This window comes from Paenibacillus sp. GCM10027629 (assembly GCF_042676425.1).
GTDB classification, from domain to species: Bacteria; Bacillota; Bacilli; order Paenibacillales; family Paenibacillaceae; genus Paenibacillus_K; species Paenibacillus_K terrigena.
This window is the reverse complement of sequence record NZ_JBHTGZ010000003.1, coordinates 44755-64534: the sequence shown is the minus strand read 5'-3', so window position 1 is coordinate 64534 and position 19780 is coordinate 44755. Positions and strand designations below refer to the sequence as shown.

Below are 19780 nucleotides of genomic sequence, written 5' to 3'. Positions count from 1 at the left end.
GATTACGATTTCAAATTCTCATCATAAATTTTTTGTGCTTCGTCTAACACTTTATCTCCACCCATTTTATTCCATTCAGCAACAAAACTATCGAATTCGCTCAGAGGTTTTCGGCCCGTAATAAAATCGATATACGTCTGCAGCGTATACTGCTTCAGCTTATCTTGTGTTTCATTGTAGATTGGCTTGTCGAGTGGCGCTAAAATATCAATGTTTCTCGTTCCTTTAGCACGGGTATCTTTCGCTAATTGACGCAGGCTTTCATCGGATGTATACGCTGTTTGGAAATCGTAATCATTGAACGAGCCAGCCATCGAGTAACTTCCAATCCCAGCCTTTTTGCGTTCCTTCTCGTCGGTATACGGCGCGATGAATTCAATCGTTCCTTTATCGCTCTTATTCCAATGAACACCTTTCTCTCCAAAGTTCAATGTCTCATAGATTTCCGGATCGAATTGCGTCGCTTCGAAAATTTGCAAATATTTGATCATTTTGTCATGATCCTTTTCCAGTTGCTTGCCGAACATGACGCCAGAAGCATAGGCTGGATTATATTGCGATATGCCGTATTTACCATCCGGCCCCTTTATGCCGCCTTCGATTGCAAAGTTAAAGCCTGGGTGCTTCTTCGCCAACTTGTCGTACCACTGTTCTCCACCTAGGAATGCATTCCCCGGTAAAAATGACCACCAGTAGAACTCAACGGCTCCGATTTTATCCGTAAGGACTTTATCTTCCACGTTCGAGCCTTTATTGACAACAAATTCAGGATCAATCAAATCGTTTTTGTACCAACGGTTCAAAACTTCAAGCGCTTGCTTCGCGCCTGGTTCAATTTCTCCACGGACGATTTTACCATTTTTCTCACGGAATATATTCGGAAAGGCGTCATATGCACCAAACACAGCGCTGAACAAGGTTTCGATATTTTCGCCCGATGCAGTGATGCCATACGTATCTTTTTTACCATTACCGTCAGGATCATCATTCCGGAATTTTGTCAGAGCAGCTTCCATCTCTTCAAGTGTTTCCGGCGTTTTCGTAATGCCTACTTTTTTCAGCCAATCTTCCCGGAACGCGAGCTGAATCCCATCGATCCCAATATCCCAGATCACAGGTAATCCGTAGATTTTTCCATCTCTTCTAATATACTTAAAGGGGTCCTCACCAAGATAGCGTTTGAGCCATGCCATATATTTCGGCATATTTTGCTCAATTAACTCTTGCGGAATTTCCGCTGCAACGCCTTGTTCGAGGAATTTATCATATTCGGTGAACGACGGCTCTTTCCACCAATCCGGAATTTCACCCGAGGAAATGAGAAGGTTCAGCTTCTCTTTCATAGCTTCCCTGGAGGTTGCGGTAAAATCCAGATCAACATTGAACTTCTTTTTTATGGCATCTAGACCGACCGAATGATCCGTTTGATTTTCATCCAAATTCCAGAACGTCAATTTCATTTTGGATTGTGATGCGTCTGCATTCCCTTCCGATTGTTTCTTCTCATTCTCGGATGATGCACATCCCGCCAAGACTGACGTCAACATAACTGCCGATAACAAACCAAGCATTACGCGCTTTTTCAACATTTTCGACCATCCCTCTCTAATTTTAAATGAAATTTAGGGGTTTACCCTTTTACTGCACCCACCATAACGCCTTTGACAAAATACTTCTGAATAAACGGATATACGACTAGCATCGGAATGATCGAGAACATGACCACCGTAGCCTGCAGCTGTCTTCCTGAAAACTCCGTTGTTTTTCCGATATTTTGAATAACGCTGTTGATGTCCGCCATGCTGTTCTGAATAATAATTTTACGCAATACAATTTGCAGCACTTGTTTACTCGGATCTGAAATGTAGATCAAGCTGTCAAACCATGCATTCCAGTGACCTACACCTACCCATAAAGCAATCGTCGCGAGCACCGGCTTCGATATGGGAATGACGATCTGCGTGAATATTCGCAAGTAACCTGCCCCATCCACCCGAGCCGAATCTTCCAGCTCTTCAGGAATCGAACGGAAGAAATTGCGCATAATCAACACGTTAAACGCACTAATCATCCCTGGAATAACAAGCGCCCAAATCGTATTCAACATTTGCAGTTCTTTAATCAGCAAGTAGGAAGGAATCGTGCCCCCGGCAAATAACATCGTGAACAAAATGAAGCTTGTAAACGTTCGATTGTATGGCAAATCTTTTTTGGCTAATGGGTAAGCCGTAATCGACGTAAAAGATATAGAAATGATAACACCGAGCACTGTCCGCAGAATCGTATTCCAATATCCCTGCCAAAGCGCGTCGAACTTGAAAGCCAACATATAGCTCTCAAACGTGAACTGCGTCGGGAACAATATGATCCCTGATGAATAGGCAGTACCGTCAGCTCCTGCACCGTCTAATGAAATAACGACCTGCGTCCAAAAGGGGTACAACGTGATCACGACAATAGCTAGCAGAATGAGATATATAAAGCCATCGATAATTTTGTCACCCGTTGATTTTTTTACGTTAATCATCTTCTCACTCCTTCGTCCAACCAAGCCAAATTACCATATGGCATGCTCCTTGCCGCCAATCCATTTCACAATCTGATTCACTATCACAATCAGAATCAATGCTACCACGGATTTGAACAATCCAACGGCCGTCGCATAACTATAGTTCATCTCAATTAAGCCTTTGCGATACACATAGGTATCAATAATATCTGAGACATTATAGACTTTGACATTATACATATTAAATATTTGATCGAATCCCGCGTCCAGTATACCGGACATGGATAAAATCAGCATAATCGCGATAACAGGGGCAAGCATTGGGATGGATATATAGATCATCCGTTTGAATCGGCCTGCTCCGTCAAGTACTGCCGCTTCGTACAACTGCGGATCAATGCTCGAAATGGCTGCGAAGTAGATAATCGAACCCCAACCAAAACCTTGGAAAATACTCGTCACCACCAGGATAGTCCGGAAGTATCGATCGTCTGCTAAGAATAGCATCGGATCGCCGCCAAACATTTTGACAATGCCGTTGGTCGGACCTTCTAGTGAAAATAATGTAAAGAATATCCCTGCCAGAACAACCCACGATATAAAATGCGGTAAATACGATACCGTCTGTACCATCTTTTTAAATTTCACATTGGAGATTTCACTGAGTAACAGTGCAAAAATGATAGGTACTGGGAAACCAAACACCAGCTTGTATAGACTGATCATTATCGTATTTTTCAATACCGTAAAAAAATAGGTGTCGTTCAAGATCTTCTCGAAATGACGAAGCCCTGCCCAAGGACTACCGATAATGCCCTCTGTAATCTTAAAATCTTTGAATGCCAACAGCACGCCATACATCGGGAGATAATGAAAAATAATATAGTAGATCATTGCCGGTATTAACATGATCAACAACACACGGTATTGCTTGAGCTTTTTTTTCTTTTCTACCCTACGTGCATGTCTCGTGCTTACTACCACCATTTGGTCGCTCATCGCTCCATTCTCCTCCTTTCTGTAAACGCTTCCTTTTTGATAATAAAACTATATCATAGGGAACTTATGATGAAATTATCAAATATTTTAGAAATGATTCAGTTTTTTACGGAGTTAAAAAGCCCGTCCGGCTAGCCGGCGGGCGAAGTTGAACATCGGAAAATAAGTTGTTTATGATGCGGTACTATTCAATATTCTGCGGAATAACGACGGTCATAATCGTACCATAACCAAGTCGACTCTGGATGGAGATGCCGTATTTTGCCCCGAACCGCAGCTGCAGCCGCTCGTTGACATTTTTGAGACCATATCCGGCCGATTGCATCATAAGTATCGTCTCGATTGTCTCCTGGTTCATACCTGGACCGTTATCTTCGATCTTGAAATTGACCGTCCCTTTATCAAGCCAGGCACTAACATTCAGAAGCCCCCGTCCCGTCTCCTTCTGTTTGATACCATGCTTGATCGCATTTTCTACGAGCGGTTGAAGTATTAAATTAATGGTGGAATAATCGTTAACCTCATCAGCGATCTTATAAACGACATCGAAGCTATATTCGTCCATAACCTGAATAATCTCAATATACGATTTGATATTCTCCAATTCGTTACGTACAGTAATAATATTGCTGCCTTGATTAAGAGCCGTCCGATAAAATTTCGACATCGATGTAACCACATAACTAATTTCATGCGCATCGGTTTTGAGCGCCTTCCAATTGATGAACGAGAGGGTATTGTATAGGAAGTGAGGATTGATCTGCGATTGCAGCGCTTTGAGCTCTGCCTCCTTCTGTATGATTTTACTGCGATAGGATTCATCAATCAGCTCATTTAGTCGGTTAAGCATCTTACCGAACCGATTGGTTAGTTCTCCGATTTCATCTCTGGACTCACTCCGAACCTGTAAATTCAACTCTCCAAATTCGACCCGCTTCATTATCGAATTGAGCGAAAATATTCGTTTGATAAACGTCTTGGAGAAGAGCGAAATAATGATCAACAAGCTCACAATGCAAGCAAGGATCACGATTAACGTCGCATTAATGATTGAACCCGCGTTCTGGGACAAATGCGCTGCAGGTACGAAACAATAGATCGTCCAATTCGCCTGCGCTATCTTCTTCTTGACAAGAAACATCTCCGTTTGACCTATGCGTATCGTTCCTTCATTCATTTTCAACATTTCCTTGGTGTCGAGGGCGGTCAGCATTGCACTTTGATTCGCGTATATAATCCGGTTATTTGCATCAGAGATGACGACACCATACTCACGAGCTAGATCGGTAATACTTTTGAAGAAACTGCTCTCATTAATACGCATATAGACAATATTTTTGTAGGGATCTTTGATAAAACTTGGAAATTTATAGGTTACGAACAGTTTGTTATCATCATATTGCCATAGCGGTTCTATCCCCTTGATAGCTTCGTTATACCATGGCTCCTCATAAACACGTTTGTATGAGACGACTAAATCACCGAATTCCGGTACAGTGCTTTGCGTGTACAAGGTAACTTTCTGAATTTCCTTGTCCAGGTTCATCATCATGATGAAGTACGGATCTAAGAAATCTCTCAAATCTCTCGCAAGATTGACTAAGTCGATATAATCATTTGCTGCGATCTTCTGAAACATTTTATTGAATACGATCGATCGAACCATATGGTTGTAACGTTCAACCGAATTGTTAATACTCTCCGTAACTGTATTCACATTCTTATCTATCCCCTGCATTCCCTGCAAATTGAGCATTTCCTTTGATTGATTGTATGCGTATATACCAAGCACCATAATCGGAATGATAATAACGATTAAATAGGATAGGAATAGCTTTTGATTAAATCTCAAGCGATTGAACAGTCCGTAGATCAGCCGTTTCATCACTTATGTCCCTTCTCTGAATTTAGAAGGCGTTCGCCCGAAATGATTTTTGAATAACGAGCTGAAGTATGGAAAGTTGCTGTAGCCCACATCTTGGCCGATATCGATAATTTTACGATTAGTTGTGATAAGCAGTTCCTTCGCCTTTTCCATTCGATGCAAGGTCATGAATTTATTAATACTTATCCCTTTCTGTTTCTTGAATAGATGGCTCAAATAACTAGGAGATAAATAAACCCGCTCCGCCAATAACTCTAACGACAAGTCAGTCTGATATTCGTTCTCGATCATTCGGACGACTTCCTCGATAGCTCTTGGCAGCGCTTCTACATTGGTTTCGCCGTTAGGCTCGTTAACCTTCAAAATACTTAAAACTACTTGACGCAAATCACTCAGCTTCACAGTTCTATATATGTCTTCCAAATCCAGTTTGAATCTATCACTATCCTTTTTCTTAGTGGCATTGAATATGGTTTTGACAATTTCGGTGCTCACATATTTTACATAGGTAACCGTAAAATGCTCGCTGTTCTGTAAAGCGTCAAACAATTGCTCGACATGTAATTGCGCGATATCATATCGGTTGTCCTGAATATTCTGAGTCAACTCCGTTAGCACATCATTCACTACTGCAGTCATATCACCCACAACAAATGACATGCGGTTCGTCAGCAGCACCGTACCCTCATCGAAAAAAAATTTATTTTCCAGCATCGTTTCCATCTCATGAAATTCTTTAGAGAGCTTCTTCGCATCGTCCACCAATTTGCTGACGACAACACAGATATCACTACCGAACATATCTTTGAATATCTGGATCAAATGCTGGCCAAGGTCCGATATAGCTTCCAGCGATTCGTCGGGAAAGGTTTCCAAGAGCAACAAGCATTGAAATTCATTTAAATGAATAAAATCGACGTTGCGCTGTATTAATTCTCCGAGCTGCCGTTCGAAGTCAAGATCAAGCCGATCAAAAAAGCGCTTACGAGAATCCAGCATCAGCATCCGCATGTAAGGAAAACTATCGTACCCACTGGTAGGCACCTTCAGATCTAGTTCTTCCTCCGTCACATCGGTCTTGCTGAATATCATGTCAATCAGTTGCTTCTGCTTTTCGTATCTGACCTCCTTCAAATAGACAACTTCCAGCCTTTCCTGCTGAACCTTCAATTTCTGAGCTTCCTCGCACAGCTGGATGACCTCCGTCATGTTCTTAATAAATTCACTAACCTGCACTGGCTTTAATATATAATGGATCGCCTTCAAATTGATTGCTCTTTGTGCATATTCGAACTCACCATAGGCGCTCATAAACATCATTTTGATAGGTTTACCAAGCTCACGAACCTTCTCTGCAAGCTGTAATCCGTCCATCCCCTTCATCCTGATGTCGGAGAGCAAGATGTCAACATCATGACTTTCGATAAATGAGAGAGCGCTTTCACCGCTGTTAGCTTCAAAGATCTCCAAATTCAATCCATATTTATCGACTAGAAACTTAACTCCATCCCGTTCGAACTTATCATCATCGACGACAAGCATTTTTAGCATCGTACCTCACCGCCTTCCACCAGAATTAATATCATGAGTCTACCACAAACTAAAGCATGGAGAAAAGTTCCATGCCATATTGCGGTTATACTCTTCTACAAGATGGGAGAATTGTCTCAAGAGATACGATCAGATTATACTATCAATAAGCATTATTTCATTGCCTTCTTTGTCCGTGCCGATTGAGATCAGATCCTCGAGATCTTCGCTGGTAATCTTTTCGTGAAATAACTACGATTTCCACTTCTGACCTACATCGTCAGTTTCTAATGAAAACGGAGAAAGACCATTTTTATTGATTTTGATATCTAAATTCGGACGGACTCAGCCCGGTCACGTTCTTAAATACCCTGCTAAAATAATGTTGATCGGCGTACCCAACGATTTCAGCGATTTTTCCAACTTCTCGTTCAGGATTCTCCATGATCAATCTCCTCGCTTCATCGATTCTTAGTTTAATGATATATTTTAGCGGTGTAACTAGGTAGTGCTTTTTAAACATCTTGGATAAATACGACGACGTAAAATGATATCTCATCGCTAATTCCTCGAGATTGATATCTTTTGTATAATTTATTTCCAGATAATTGGCGACATGTCTGATAAGCTGAAACGTATTATCATCCTCATCCCCGATCAAAATCATCTTCCCTATCAACTCCCATAGTTCGCCGAAGAAAACAGATAGTTCACGACAAACAGCCAGCCTGGAATATAGCTCGGACTCTAATGAAAACAGCTTCTCCTCAGAGAGAACTCCCGTTTGTAAATGAACGGATCTGATCAAATGCATCGTAACCTTCTCCAGGAGGCGTTGAGGGTACTCGGCATTTCCCCATTGCTTGAAAGCTTGGAAGAGCTCGGTCTTAAGTAAATTCATCTGTCCGGACTGGATCAGTGCATTCACTTTATTTTTCAACACCTGATCTGTCATATAAGAGGCGAATGAAGTTTCCGACTTATTAGAGGTGCATAGAATGCTGGATTTGCAGGGTACCAGTTCGCGGTCCAGGAGACCTCGGATCGTCTGAGCTTGCTCCCAAATATCAGTCCAATCTACGAAAACCTCATGATAGCAGACTTGAACGGGTAGACCCCCGGAATATTTAGAGAGAAAAGCCTGAATCTCTGCAGCCATAGCTGGGATTTCTTCTGGATGTCTATCCTCTGCGGATATGAGTATAAATTTCTGATTCGGCGCTTTCTCGTCGACGACGACCCAAAGGCTATTCTGCCCGTGGAAACGATTCTTGATCGATTCGAAGGATACGTCTCTCCATAGCTCGCGGAAAAATGCATATTGTTCCGGCGGAATGACGGAAGCGCAAAGATTACCTATGCAGACCAGAAAGGTAGCAAACGATTGATTGGATCGTGCAACTGGCTCTAATCCTTCCTGAGCCCCATGGATTGATAACGTGAGCAGCTCTCTGGTCATTTGATAGTTTCGGTTCTGCAGAATAACACTTATATTTTTCAAACATTCCTCTAAGGCTGCAAGACTGACGGGTTTAAGCAAATAGTCACGAACGCCCAGCTTCATTGCGGATTGAGCATATCCGAAATCGTCATATCCACTGATGATCACGAAGTGAATTTCTGGACTGTTTTCCTTGATCCGACGTATCAACTCCAGCCCATCCATCTTCGGCATTCTGATATCGGTAAAGACGACATCGGGCTTTAGCTCCATAGTAACGGTCAAAGCCTCGACTCCGTCCGAAGCCATTCCAACAATCTCGTAGGAATCCATTCCTTCTATTTTTTGAGCGATGTTTCTTCGGATTCTAGGTTCATCTTCCACGATAACGACCCTGTGCTTAGCATTGTTCATCTTAATCTCTCCCAGGTTCATGTTTGACGATAATAGATACGAGCGCACCGCCGCGAGCATGATTCGAGATGTTCATCGTGAACCGATGACCGAATAACAGCTTCAAGCGAGAGTAGATATTCAGAAGCCCCATCCCGCTAATTCGTAATGTTGGGATTTTGACTAAAGGATCGGTCGCTTCGAACTGTTCCGTTAATTGACGAATTCGGTCCTCGTCAAAGCCATGACCATTATCATGAATAACCAGCTCCCATCGATCTACATGAAGGGTTCCCGTAATCGAGACAATCCAAGGTGGATCAACATGAATCCCGTATTTCATCGCATTCTCGACAATGGGCTGAATGATAAGCTTCGGCACTGCAACTTGTTGGAGTGACTCGGGTACATCAATAACGAATTGAATGTTATCCTCATAGCGCAGCTTCATCAGATTTAAATAGTTGCCCGTATGCTCCAGCTCTTCGGACAATAGAACGGGAGCCGCATGATTCGATGAGATGTACCTCAACATTTGCGATAAGCGCTCGCACCATTCAACAATCGATTGTTGACCGTTCTCCTCAGCCAAAATGCTGATGTTAGTAATTGTATTGTAGAGAAAATGCGGATTCATCTGAGCTTGCAATGCGAAATTATGGGCTTCCAGCTCGTGTGCACGCGATGCGACAGTCTCCTCGAGCGATTGCTGTAATCTTAAGCGCATTTCGTTAAATGCCAGATTCAGATGTTCTAATTCATTCAGATTGCTTGGTTCATCGGATTCGTTCTTAGGAGGAAGCGTATTTAGACTTAGAAGTTTAATGGACTTCTGGACTTTCTTAATCGGAATTGTCAGTGATCTAGAGACCAAATAGGAGATAGCCAAGGTGATGAAGATCGTTATAATTCCTAGCAGTAAAATGATGTTGCGAAACGTATTGACGGGTGCTAGAAGCCGTTCTTTGGATTCCACTGCGATAACGGTCCAATTCGATACATCCGAGTAACTATAAGCGATGATATTATTATCTCTGCCATCAGAGTTAATAAGCGAATTGGAAGAACGGTTATTACGGTGCTCATTAACTAATTTCCAATAAGCTTGGGGTTTGGCCTCGCTAGTCTCCCAGCCTAGAGGATAAATCAGGTGCCCTTGTTCGTTCAGCACGTAAATTTCGATATCCTTATTTGTTTGTAAATTCGGATTCACTTGAGCATTCTCAATAATATTCGTAAATACTTGATAATCCTGCTGCACCTCGAGAATGCTAGACACCTTTTCCCCCCATGCAGGCGGGAATGCCCGGCTTAAAGAAATAACGATATCATCTCCTACTTTCCAAGAATCCGAATGAGGAAGTGAGATGTAACGTTTGCCGTTTAATAGAATTGTATCCTTAACCCAAGGGACAGATGTGATGCTGCTTGGTGACATCAACATGAATCGTGAAACGTCACCAACATTGGCGAATTCGCCGGATAAGTGAAACATGTTGATTTGTTTAAAGGGATTGTCATAGCCTATGATCGGAAAAATAATATTGGTGAACCGGCGCTGCCGTTCAACGGAAGACTTATTGATTTCGAACATCTCGGAGAAGAATAGCTCGTGAAGTGGCTCGGAAAACAAAATTTTGGTGGACGCGGAGTTCATATTTCTAATTTGAGCATCGAATTCAGTAGAGATATGTGCGGATAATTGAAATAACGCTTCGGACTTACTCCTCTGTAATATATCAGAAATATAAAAGTAAAACGAAAAGACGATGACGATAATGACACTAATCATTAATAACGAATAATTGTAAAACAACTTTGCTTGAATACTTTTCGGTTTCATTCGGGCGAAAATCCTCTCGCAAGATTTACCCACATTATATAGATCGAAATTAAGAGTTACAAACATTTTTTTGAGCTGCGAGTGCGAAAATGTCCACATGAAAACGCTTAAAAAATCCATGTAACTTATTTCCTGTATATTTTATTATATTCTTAAGGTTGGCCACCCAAAGATAGAGATTATACAAGGAGGCGTCAGTTATTATGAGCAGCTTTATGAAAAAGCGGGTCAGCAAAATGTTCGTATTGGTCGCATTAATTAGTCTATTGGCAGGTTGCAGCTCTTCCGAATCGAATTCCAATTCTTCCACAGCCTCTTCAGCTAACGCATCCGACACTGAGGCGACCAAACAGAATGGCGTTACGATTACCGTAGCGACCTCCGCCAACTGGACCAAAGACATTGACAAGGAGCTTGCCAAAGATTTCGAAGCTCAAACGGGCAATAAAATCGAATTCCTTATATCTCCGGATGATCAATACGTTAACGTATTGAAATCGAAGTTCCAAACCGGCGAAGGTCCTGACGTGTACTTGACTCCGAGCGGCGTTGCGATGGAACAATTCTTGCCTGACCAGCATGCGCTTGATTTAAGCAGCGAGTCATGGGTATCCAGATATGCCGATTGGGCCAAAGCGGGAACAACATATAACGGCAAAGTCATTGCGCTTAATACCTGGTCTGTGGACGGTTGGGGAGTGCTGTACAATCCAGCATTGTTCGAGCAAGCCGGAGTATCCGTACCGACGAACTACCAAGATTTCGTCAAAGCGTGCGAAGCTCTGCTTGCCAAAGGAATCACGCCAATATACGAGCCAGGGAAAGCAGAATGGCATCAAGAAGTTTTGTTAAATACAATGGGATCCATGCTGTCGAAGAAAACGCCGGGAATTTATGATCAATTCAACACAAATCAAGCCAAACTGGCCGACCAAAAGGATTTAGAAACGGGTCTGACGCAATTGAAAGAACTCGCGGACAAAGGATTCTTCGGCAAGGACTTCTTGTCTCAAACATGGGAAAATTCGGTCGACGCCATGGGCTCCGGCAAATACGCCATGATGCTGACGTACTCGACATTCCAGAACGAGGTATTGGCCAAATATCCAGATAGCAAAGCCGATACTTGGAGTATGTTCCCTCTTCCTCTTGCGGACAACAAGACCTGGGCCACCAGCTCCGGCGGTGTCGTTCGCTCCATTAACCAGGAATCTAAAGTCATTGATGCGGCTAAACAATATTTCGACTTCTTGGCAAAGACTGAAAACTTGAAGAAGTACTATGCTGCTCGTCCCGATCTAGGACCGATCTCCTTTACAGACGTCGAAGGTAAAACAAGCAATGCATACACTTCTGTTATTGCAAATGCAGCCGATGGAACGGGGCTAGACTTCGAAGGCGGGGTTAAGTTCTGGAACCAATCTGTCATCGGCAAATTGGTGCAGGATCTGTATCTCGGTGGAAAAACACCGAAACAAGTGCTGGAAGCCATCGATTCGGACCGAGCGAAAATGTTCCAATAATAGAGCTATGAAGCGGGAGCCTGGCAGGTAGACAATTCGTTCATCCATCAGGCTCCTCTTCTTTTCACTCAAGACAAATAGGGGATATCCGTATGCAAAATAAAAAAATCTACAGCCGCTTTTTTGTATTGCCTGCATTCGTTCTGTATACGATTCTTTTCATCCTCCCCGTCCTTGGGGGGTTGTATTACTCGTTTACGAATTGGTCTGCTATGAAACCAACCATTACGTTTATCGGTCTGGATAACTACAAAGAAATCTTCTTTTCATCAGGTTCATATCTGAAAAGCATCTATCATACGCTCTCTTTTACGCTCTATACCGTTGTTTTCAAATTGGGCATCGGCTTGGTTCTGGCGCTCCTTCTGAATGAAGGTTTAAAAACAAAAAAAGTGTTACGAACTGTATTCTTCTTACCTTACATGCTGTCACCATTGATTATCGGGATCATTTTCATCTCTATTCTAGGTCCGGATGGACCGCTTAATATGGTACTTAGATTTATCGGGCTGGATCACTTGACGCATAGCTGGCTGACCGATAAAAACGTCGTACTCGGCTCCACGATGGGCGTTGAAATATGGCGGATGGTCGGATGGAATATGGTCATCATCCTGGCTGGGCTTCAGACGATTTCGAAATCGTACTATGAAGCGGCTGCCTTGGACGGCGCGGGAAGATGGAAGCAGTTCACGCAGATTACGATTCCGTTCATTATGCCAACGCTGATGATCGCGATGATTCTGAACATGATCCACGGACTTCGCGTATTCGAAATCATCTATGCTTTGACCAATGGAGGACCTGGAGATTTGACCGAGGTCATCAACACCCAGGTTTACAAGGAATTCTCTATGGGAAGATACGGCATGTCCAATGCGCTGAGCATGGTCGCGTTCATATTTACGCTCATTATCGCTTACCTGATTAAACTTGTGTCTTCGCGTGAGGAGGCTGCATCGTGAGACAAAAACCGCTCTTGCTGATCATGAAAGAGGCAATGACCTGGCTTCTTGCTTTATCTATCTTAGGCCCTTTGAGTTTAATTGTCGTCAATTCACTCAAGACGGCTGCGGAAGCGAATACCGTAACTATGAACCTTCCTCTCAAGCTGCAGTGGGTTAATTACATAGAAGCGTTCGAAGGCGGCAGCCTTCTTCATTCCTTTTTCAACAGTTTGCTTATGTCGTCTGTATCCGCAGCAATCAGTATCCTGGTCACCTCGATGGCGGCTTTCGTTCTCGTACGCAATAGAGATCGGTGGAACAAGATGATTTATAACTATTTTTTTCTGGGGCTTGTTGCACCTTTAAATTACGTTACGACGATCAAAGTATTGCAGGCGCTTCATTTGCAAAATACGTTTCCGGGCATTATTCTCGTGTTCGCGACGCTTGGGATTCCGTTCGCCGTATTCCTCTTTTACGGTTTCATTAGCAGCGTCCCGACAGAACTGGACGAGGCCGCGATTATTGACGGATGCGGATTAGGAAGGCTTTTCTTTAACGTTGTGTTTCCGTTGTTAATGCCCGTCACGATTACTGGATTCATTTTAAATTTCCTAGGGGCTTGGAACGATTTTGTTACTCCGCTTTATCTTTTGAACAAGCAGGATAAATTAGGCATGATTAATGCGATATACAACTATTTCGGCGTCCATTTCAACGAATGGAATATGATTTTTACAATTATCGTGCTTACCGCGTTACCCGTGCTGGTTCTATATTTGATCGGTCAAAAATATATCATTTCCGGCATGGTGTCGGGGTCACTCAAGGGATAAGAGGTGAAACGTTATGATTAAACATGATTCTGAACGCAAAATATGGGTTCTTGAGGGAGATTCCTTCGCATACGCATTGGGGTTAAGTAAAACAGGGACAATCGTTCAAACCTATTTCGGTGAAAAGCTCCCCTATTTATCAGATTATCCAGAACCTGAGCTTATCGCGGAGTATCCATATTCGGGTGGCAGTGAAGTATATCAAGAGACATTTATGGGCTTTGGAAAAGCGACTTACACAGAGCCTTGCTTAAAGGCAACGTTCGAAGACGGCGTCAGAGACTTACAGCTGGTCTTCATCAATTTCAAGATTTCGGACAGCGTCCTTTCATTTCGAATGAAAGACTTTTTTTATCCACTTGAGGTTATCCTGCATTATAAGATTGTTCCAGCGTATAATCTGCTCGAATTGCACAGCGAAATAATAAATTCTGGAAGTGGAAACATCCTGTTGGAGCAAGCACTAACAGGTTCCTTATATGTACCACGTGATGAAGCTTACCGGTTAACGTACCTAACAGGCAAATGGGCAGGCGAAACGCAGCTTAGTCATACGGAGCTGCCGGATACCAAGCTGGTTTTGGAGAGCAGACGAGGCACGACCAGCCATTTTACCAATCCGTTCTTCATGCTAGACCGTGGCGGCAATTCTCAAGAAGATCATGGCGAGGTCTATTTCGGAGCATTGGCTTTCAGCGGGAATTGGAAAATCGTGTTTGAGAAAGACAGGCTAGGTATGGTCAAGATAAGCGCGGGAACGAATGATTTCGACTTTGCCTGGAATTTAAAGCCCGGTGACAACTTCGTTACTCCGATATCCGTCCTTGGATTCGTAACAGAAGGCTTTGGCGCCGTCAGTCGAAATCTGCATCGCTACCAGCGGGAAGAAGTTCTTCCGGCCGAACACCGTTCAAGTCTTAGGAAAGTGCTCTATAACTCTTGGGAAGCCACCTCTTTTGACGTCAACGAGGATCAACAAATCCATCTGGCAAAAATCGCTGCGTCAATCGGCGTAGAATTGTTCGTCATGGATGACGGCTGGTTTGGAGCAAGAAACTCCGATAGAGCTGGCCTTGGAGACTGGATCGTCAATCCCGACAAATTCCCGAATGGTCTTCAGAATTTAATTCAGGAAGTTAATGTGTTAGGTATGGATTTCGGGCTTTGGATCGAACCGGAAATGGTTAACCCCGATAGCGATCTATACCGAAAGCATCCGGACTGGGTTTATCACTTTCCTACAAGAGACAGCACGCTGATTCGTAATCAGCTCATTTTGAATTTGGCTAGATCCGACGTACGGCAGTATCTTTTCGAAAGCATCGATCGTCTACTAACGGATCATAACATTCGTTTCATCAAATGGGATATGAACCGCAACTTTAGTGAACCTGGTTATCCGTCAGCTCCGAGAGAAGAACAGAAGGAAATTTGGTTCCGGCATGCGGATGGTGTGTACGAAATCGCCCGAAAACTCAAGCAAGCCCATCCGAATGTTATATTTCAATCTTGCTCCGGCGGTGGGGGACGGGTTGACCTGGGCATTCTGCGTTACTTCGACCAAGTCTGGACGAGCGATAACACCGACGCTTTCGACCGATTGAAGATTCAAGAAGGCTTCTCTTATGCTTATTGTTCCAAAATTATGGAGTCATGGGTCACCGATGAAGTAAGTTGGATAAGCAGTCGCAAGCTGACCTTGGCTTATCGTTTTCATTGTGCCATGATGGGCAATTTGGGAATCGGTGATAATTTGTTGAAATGGAGTCCCGAAGAGCAGCAAGAGGCACGCGAACTCATCCATTTATACAAGGAAATCAGACACATCGTTCAAGATGGAGATCAATATCGGCTTAAATCACCTAGTGAAGGCCCGCTGGCATCGGTGGTGTATGTAGGAGAACAGCAAGAAGAAGCCGTCGTATTCGTTTTCTTGCACGCAAGGAACTTCATGAATCATCTTCCTAGATTAAGGCTGAAGGGGTTGCGGGGCGATTGGCTCTATCGGATCGATGGGTTGGAACAGCTCTTTAGCGGGCAAGCGCTAATGGCTATCGGAATTAAGCTTGAATTCAATGGCGATTTTCAAAGTAAGGTTGTACGTATAAGGAAAGTTGAAGCTCCGTAATCGAATTGGATTACAGAAAGAGGCTCATATGCATGCATATGAGCCTTTTTCTTACCCCGTCTTCCCACCACAAAAAAGCTCATAAAGGTTCGACACCTTTATGAGCTTTTTGTAACCGATGTCTTATCGTAAGATCGCTTTGGCTATGATTGCAAGATCTTCAATATCTACTTTACCATCATGATTGACATCCGCTTTCGGATTCCAGCCCGGCTGACCTTCTTGCTTGCCGTACACTGCTGCAACGATCGCCAAGTCTCCTACTGTGATGCCGTCCTTTCCATTGACGTCTGCGGATATTTTCTTGCTTTCAAACACTTGAATTGCCGCTTCCAGTGCGGATTTCGCGCTATCCACCTGTTGCTGTGTAGCAATCGGATCGATTGATGTCGCACGTGCCGCATCGATTGCCGACTGCAATTTCGTTTTAGAGCCACTCAGATACAGACCGTGCCCGTTTCCTTCTACGGCTGCATCGTGCATAGTCTGAGCGCTAGCGATCGCAGCATTCAATAGAGCCTTATCTACAGAAGTACTGATTTGCAACTTGTGGGAGTTTCCATTAACTTGCAGTTCATTTCCCTCACCGTTTGCAATGGCTACTTCGCCTACCGAAAAGGTTGTATCGGTTGCTTTGGTATCGGATTTCACCGTAAATTTGAATTTCAACATATCTCCTTGGGCAGGCACACCTTGGTTTGCGCCTACGCTGGCAGCTAAGATCCGGATTTGTCCAGGCACCGTCTCCTTCTGATCGATGACCTCAAATCCGTCTCTCAGTGACGTAACCGAATCGAACTTCACATTCGCCGGATCATAATGAAGCGTCAAATCTTGCGCATATATTTGCTGATATACGCTTTCCTTAACGCCGCTTAGTCCCATTGTTATATCGAATGTTTGGTCAGGAACTACTTGATGGGCACCTGTCAATGAGGATTGCGGCTGTGTTGATGCTTGAAGCACAGTCACTTGGATTCTTGTTGTCAAGGTTACGTTGTTCGGATTTTTCACTCCTTCCGGCAAGGTTACGGTTCCCTCGACCGTGAAGGTCTGTTCTGCCTTAATAGCTGGATCATAGCTTGAAGCCTCGACGTTCCATGCTACATTGGCATTCATTCTTCCTGCATCCGTTACCAGTTCTACAGTGGCTGGCAATCCAAGTGCTGCTGCCGTCTTCGCCGTGCCGTTCGCCAACCCTGTGATTGCTACAGGTGCTGTTATGCCAGTAAGAAGCTTGGTTGCAAGCCTATCCTTTAACTCTTTCAGCTGCGCTAACTGTGCCGGGTCAATCTCACCAAAATGATTTACCTTCGTGTCAAAACCTATTACATAAGATTTTGCAATTGCAGTTCTCGCTTTATTTTCGACATACTCTATTGTTTTAGAAGTGCCGGCGGCGCCCCAACCCCATCCGCCTGTGCCAAGGGGTCCAAATAAGAAGTTTTGAACATCAGTAGTATTTTTCGCCCAACGACCTTCATATGGGAAAATATCGAAATTATTGATTTCTCCAGCAGTATAATCATGGTACTCCGTGTTTTTAGCAAATGCAATTGACGGACTTGTTCCTTGATTAAACGTTACGATACTGTAAGGATTTCCAGATTTGGCGGCATTAGCTAGAGTGGATACGTTATATTCCAGTGACATATTATTTTGGCTTTCCAATATACCGCCTGGATACATTCCGTCAAACCACCATCCAGCAATCTTATCCCCGTAATGTTTCGACCACCATTCTACCATTTCAACATGTATTTTCTTCGCTTCTTGACTGACGGGACCATTGGAGCCGCGTATTCCTTTAAGAGCGTCCACGGTCACTCGATAATCTCCGGGGTTCCAGTGAGCGCTGTGTGGAGGATTAGACGGTAGATAGAGCATAACCTTGATACCATACGGCGCCACTGCGTCCGCAATCTTCATAGGTAGATCATTTTCCATAGAAGCCGTTTTGGGATTTACTTCTCCCTCTCCTAAAAGACCTGCTTCACGCAAATATTGGTCGTAAACTTCGTTTGGTGCACAGTATTCCGCCGCATTTTGTCCCAGCGTTACAATAATATATTTTGCTCCGGTTTGACTGATTTGTTCTGCATATTTCTCCGCATCAAATTCCCCAATAAACTCATTCCATGTCTGTTGATTTCTATCCCATTTTTCACCCGGCTTAGTCGAAACAAAATCCAGATTTACAAACTCGGAAAGAATATGATGTGAGACACCATATTGTGCCTCAAGAAACCAATCGGTAAGAGGATTCCCCTCCGTTGCCAGCACCGGTCCAGTCGCCGCACTCATAACTGAGATGGCTGCCCTATTGCCGTGAATATCAACAGCTTTCACTTCGCATTTTAGGTATTTCCCAACATATTTATCCAACAAAATAATAGTTTGCGTGTTAATCCCTTGCAGCTTCGAGTATTCTCCGTCGACTGTATCAGAAATATACCACTGATATTTGGTTTCTCCCTCAGCATCATTATCAGCATCATTAAATGTATATTTTACTTTCAATATGCCTTTAACATGCGGTTCTGTACCCAGCTTCGGAGAAAGATTTTCAACTGTCGCATTCGATATGACTGGAGCGCTGTTGCTTCCCGCAGGCAATACAAAAACCTCACTTTCTTCATACATATCATACTTAGCAGTTACACTAACCGTTTTTTCCACCGAGTTGTAATTGACGATGGGATCAAATACAAAGGTTGCTGTTTTATTCGTGCCGTCATATACGTATGTTTTAATATTGGAATTTATTGTCTTACCATCGACTTTAAAGGACAATGTGAAATCCTCCTGAATCGGTTCGAAATTAGGTGTTTCTTCAAATGAAATAACTAACTTACCATTATTAAAGGTAGTTATAGAATGCACTGCTTTAATTTGTGCGGCTTCTTTGACCTGTTCCTGCGTCAATGCCACGCTGTACAATTTCAGATCATCCATAAGACCCGTAAAATCATGTTCATTCCAAAGCGAGCCTAAGCTGTTAGCGTCTTTTCCAATATACATTGGCATATCTGTTTCTACAATATCCGCAGTTGGTAAATCTGTCTTTTTTAAAACTTCCACTCCATTTACATAGTAAATCAGATTTCTTCCCTCACGAATAACGGCAATGTGATTCCATACCTCTTTTTCAACAGAAGCACTTCCAAACGCTTCCTTATAATTATTGTTTATGCTCCCGTTGGAAAAAGCCACACAATGATAGATCTGTTTTTCTTTTAACAGCATAGCCAACTGGTTATTTACATTGCCGCTATTACCGCGACTTACAATGGCCTGAGTAGCCTTACCTCCAGCATCCTGCTTAATCCATGCCATCATGGTATAAGCGTTTTTCGGCTGAAATATTTTTCCGATATCAATATAAGTACTTCCATCAAACTTGAGCGCTTGACCATGACCGCCTTTCCCCACTACAAGTGTTGGTGTATTGCCTTTTACCGTAAGTTCGGCACCATCAGCTTTGTTTGTAATCTTACCTTCCGTAAGCGTATCCATGTCAAAATAAACTGCAGGCTTTGGATTCGTATTTGTTGTATCTGGAATTTCTTCTGCAAAAATAATCATAGGAGTACAAGTGAGCGCCATTACTACCACCAATAACATTGTAATAAACTTATTCACTTTGTTATTTTTCATTTGTTATTCTCCCCTTAATTCGCAGATACGTTCTATTTCATTAACCTAACAAATTCATAGAATCGATGAAGGGAGAGCATAGCTCTTCC

Annotated in this window: 12 protein-coding genes; 4 read left to right on the top strand and 8 right to left on the bottom strand. The window is 43.1% G+C overall.

Going from position 1 to position 19780, the window contains the following annotated elements; translation table 11 throughout:
* Positions 1 to 2: 2 nt before the first annotated feature.
* From ACFQZR_RS01290 to ACFQZR_RS01260, 7 genes are all read right to left on the bottom strand, one after another.
* Positions 3 to 1589, bottom strand: coding sequence for an extracellular solute-binding protein (locus ACFQZR_RS01290; protein WP_379342117.1), 1587 nt, complete (start codon positions 1587 to 1589; stop codon positions 3 to 5).
* A gap of 41 nt (positions 1590 to 1630) precedes the next feature.
* On the bottom strand, positions 1631 to 2527 hold the full coding sequence (locus ACFQZR_RS01285) for a carbohydrate ABC transporter permease (RefSeq protein WP_379342115.1): 897 nt from the start codon (positions 2525 to 2527) through the stop codon (positions 1631 to 1633).
* A 30-nt stretch (positions 2528 to 2557) separates the two neighbouring features.
* A complete protein-coding gene (locus ACFQZR_RS01280; RefSeq protein ID WP_379342113.1) occupies positions 2558 to 3508 on the bottom strand; it encodes an ABC transporter permease in 951 nt (316 codons plus the stop codon).
* Between the two features lie 184 nt (positions 3509 to 3692).
* The gene (locus tag ACFQZR_RS01275) at positions 3693 to 5393 is read right to left on the bottom strand and encodes a sensor histidine kinase (RefSeq protein WP_379343737.1); all 1701 of its coding nucleotides are present in this window, start codon (positions 5391 to 5393) and stop codon (positions 3693 to 3695) included.
* Between the two features lie 3 nt (positions 5394 to 5396).
* Positions 5397 to 6944, bottom strand: coding sequence for a response regulator transcription factor (locus tag ACFQZR_RS01270; RefSeq protein WP_379342111.1), 1548 nt, complete (start codon positions 6942 to 6944; stop codon positions 5397 to 5399).
* Positions 6945 to 7236: 292 nt separating this feature from the next.
* Complete coding sequence (locus tag ACFQZR_RS01265) at positions 7237 to 8778, bottom strand: response regulator transcription factor (protein WP_379342109.1); 1542 nt, start codon at positions 8776 to 8778, stop codon at positions 7237 to 7239.
* A gap of 1 nt (position 8779) precedes the next feature.
* On the bottom strand, positions 8780 to 10600 hold the full coding sequence (locus ACFQZR_RS01260) for a sensor histidine kinase (RefSeq protein ID WP_379342107.1): 1821 nt from the start codon (positions 10598 to 10600) through the stop codon (positions 8780 to 8782).
* A 203-nt stretch (positions 10601 to 10803) separates the two neighbouring features.
* Between ACFQZR_RS01260 and ACFQZR_RS01255 the strand changes: the two genes are divergently transcribed.
* The 4 genes from ACFQZR_RS01255 to ACFQZR_RS01240 all read left to right on the top strand — a co-directional run bounded on the left by ACFQZR_RS01255 (position 10804) and on the right by ACFQZR_RS01240 (position 16034).
* Entirely contained in the window at positions 10804 to 12123 is a 1320-nt protein-coding gene (locus tag ACFQZR_RS01255; RefSeq protein WP_379342105.1) for an ABC transporter substrate-binding protein, read from the top strand.
* 92 nt (positions 12124 to 12215) lie between these two features.
* On the top strand, positions 12216 to 13088 hold the full coding sequence (locus tag ACFQZR_RS01250) for a carbohydrate ABC transporter permease (protein ID WP_379342103.1): 873 nt from the start codon (positions 12216 to 12218) through the stop codon (positions 13086 to 13088).
* Positions 13085 to 13906, top strand: coding sequence for a carbohydrate ABC transporter permease (locus ACFQZR_RS01245; RefSeq protein ID WP_379342101.1), 822 nt, complete (start codon positions 13085 to 13087; stop codon positions 13904 to 13906). Before ACFQZR_RS01250 ends, ACFQZR_RS01245 begins: the two co-directional genes overlap by 4 nt.
* 13 nt (positions 13907 to 13919) lie before the next feature.
* On the top strand, positions 13920 to 16034 hold the full coding sequence (locus ACFQZR_RS01240; RefSeq protein ID WP_379342099.1) for an alpha-galactosidase: 2115 nt from the start codon (positions 13920 to 13922) through the stop codon (positions 16032 to 16034).
* A 123-nt stretch (positions 16035 to 16157) separates the two neighbouring features.
* Here the strand turns inward: ACFQZR_RS01240 and ACFQZR_RS01235 are convergent, their stop codons facing one another.
* On the bottom strand, positions 16158 to 19691 hold the full coding sequence (locus ACFQZR_RS01235) for a LamG-like jellyroll fold domain-containing protein (RefSeq protein ID WP_379342097.1): 3534 nt from the start codon (positions 19689 to 19691) through the stop codon (positions 16158 to 16160).
* Positions 19692 to 19780: the final 89 nt, after the last annotated feature.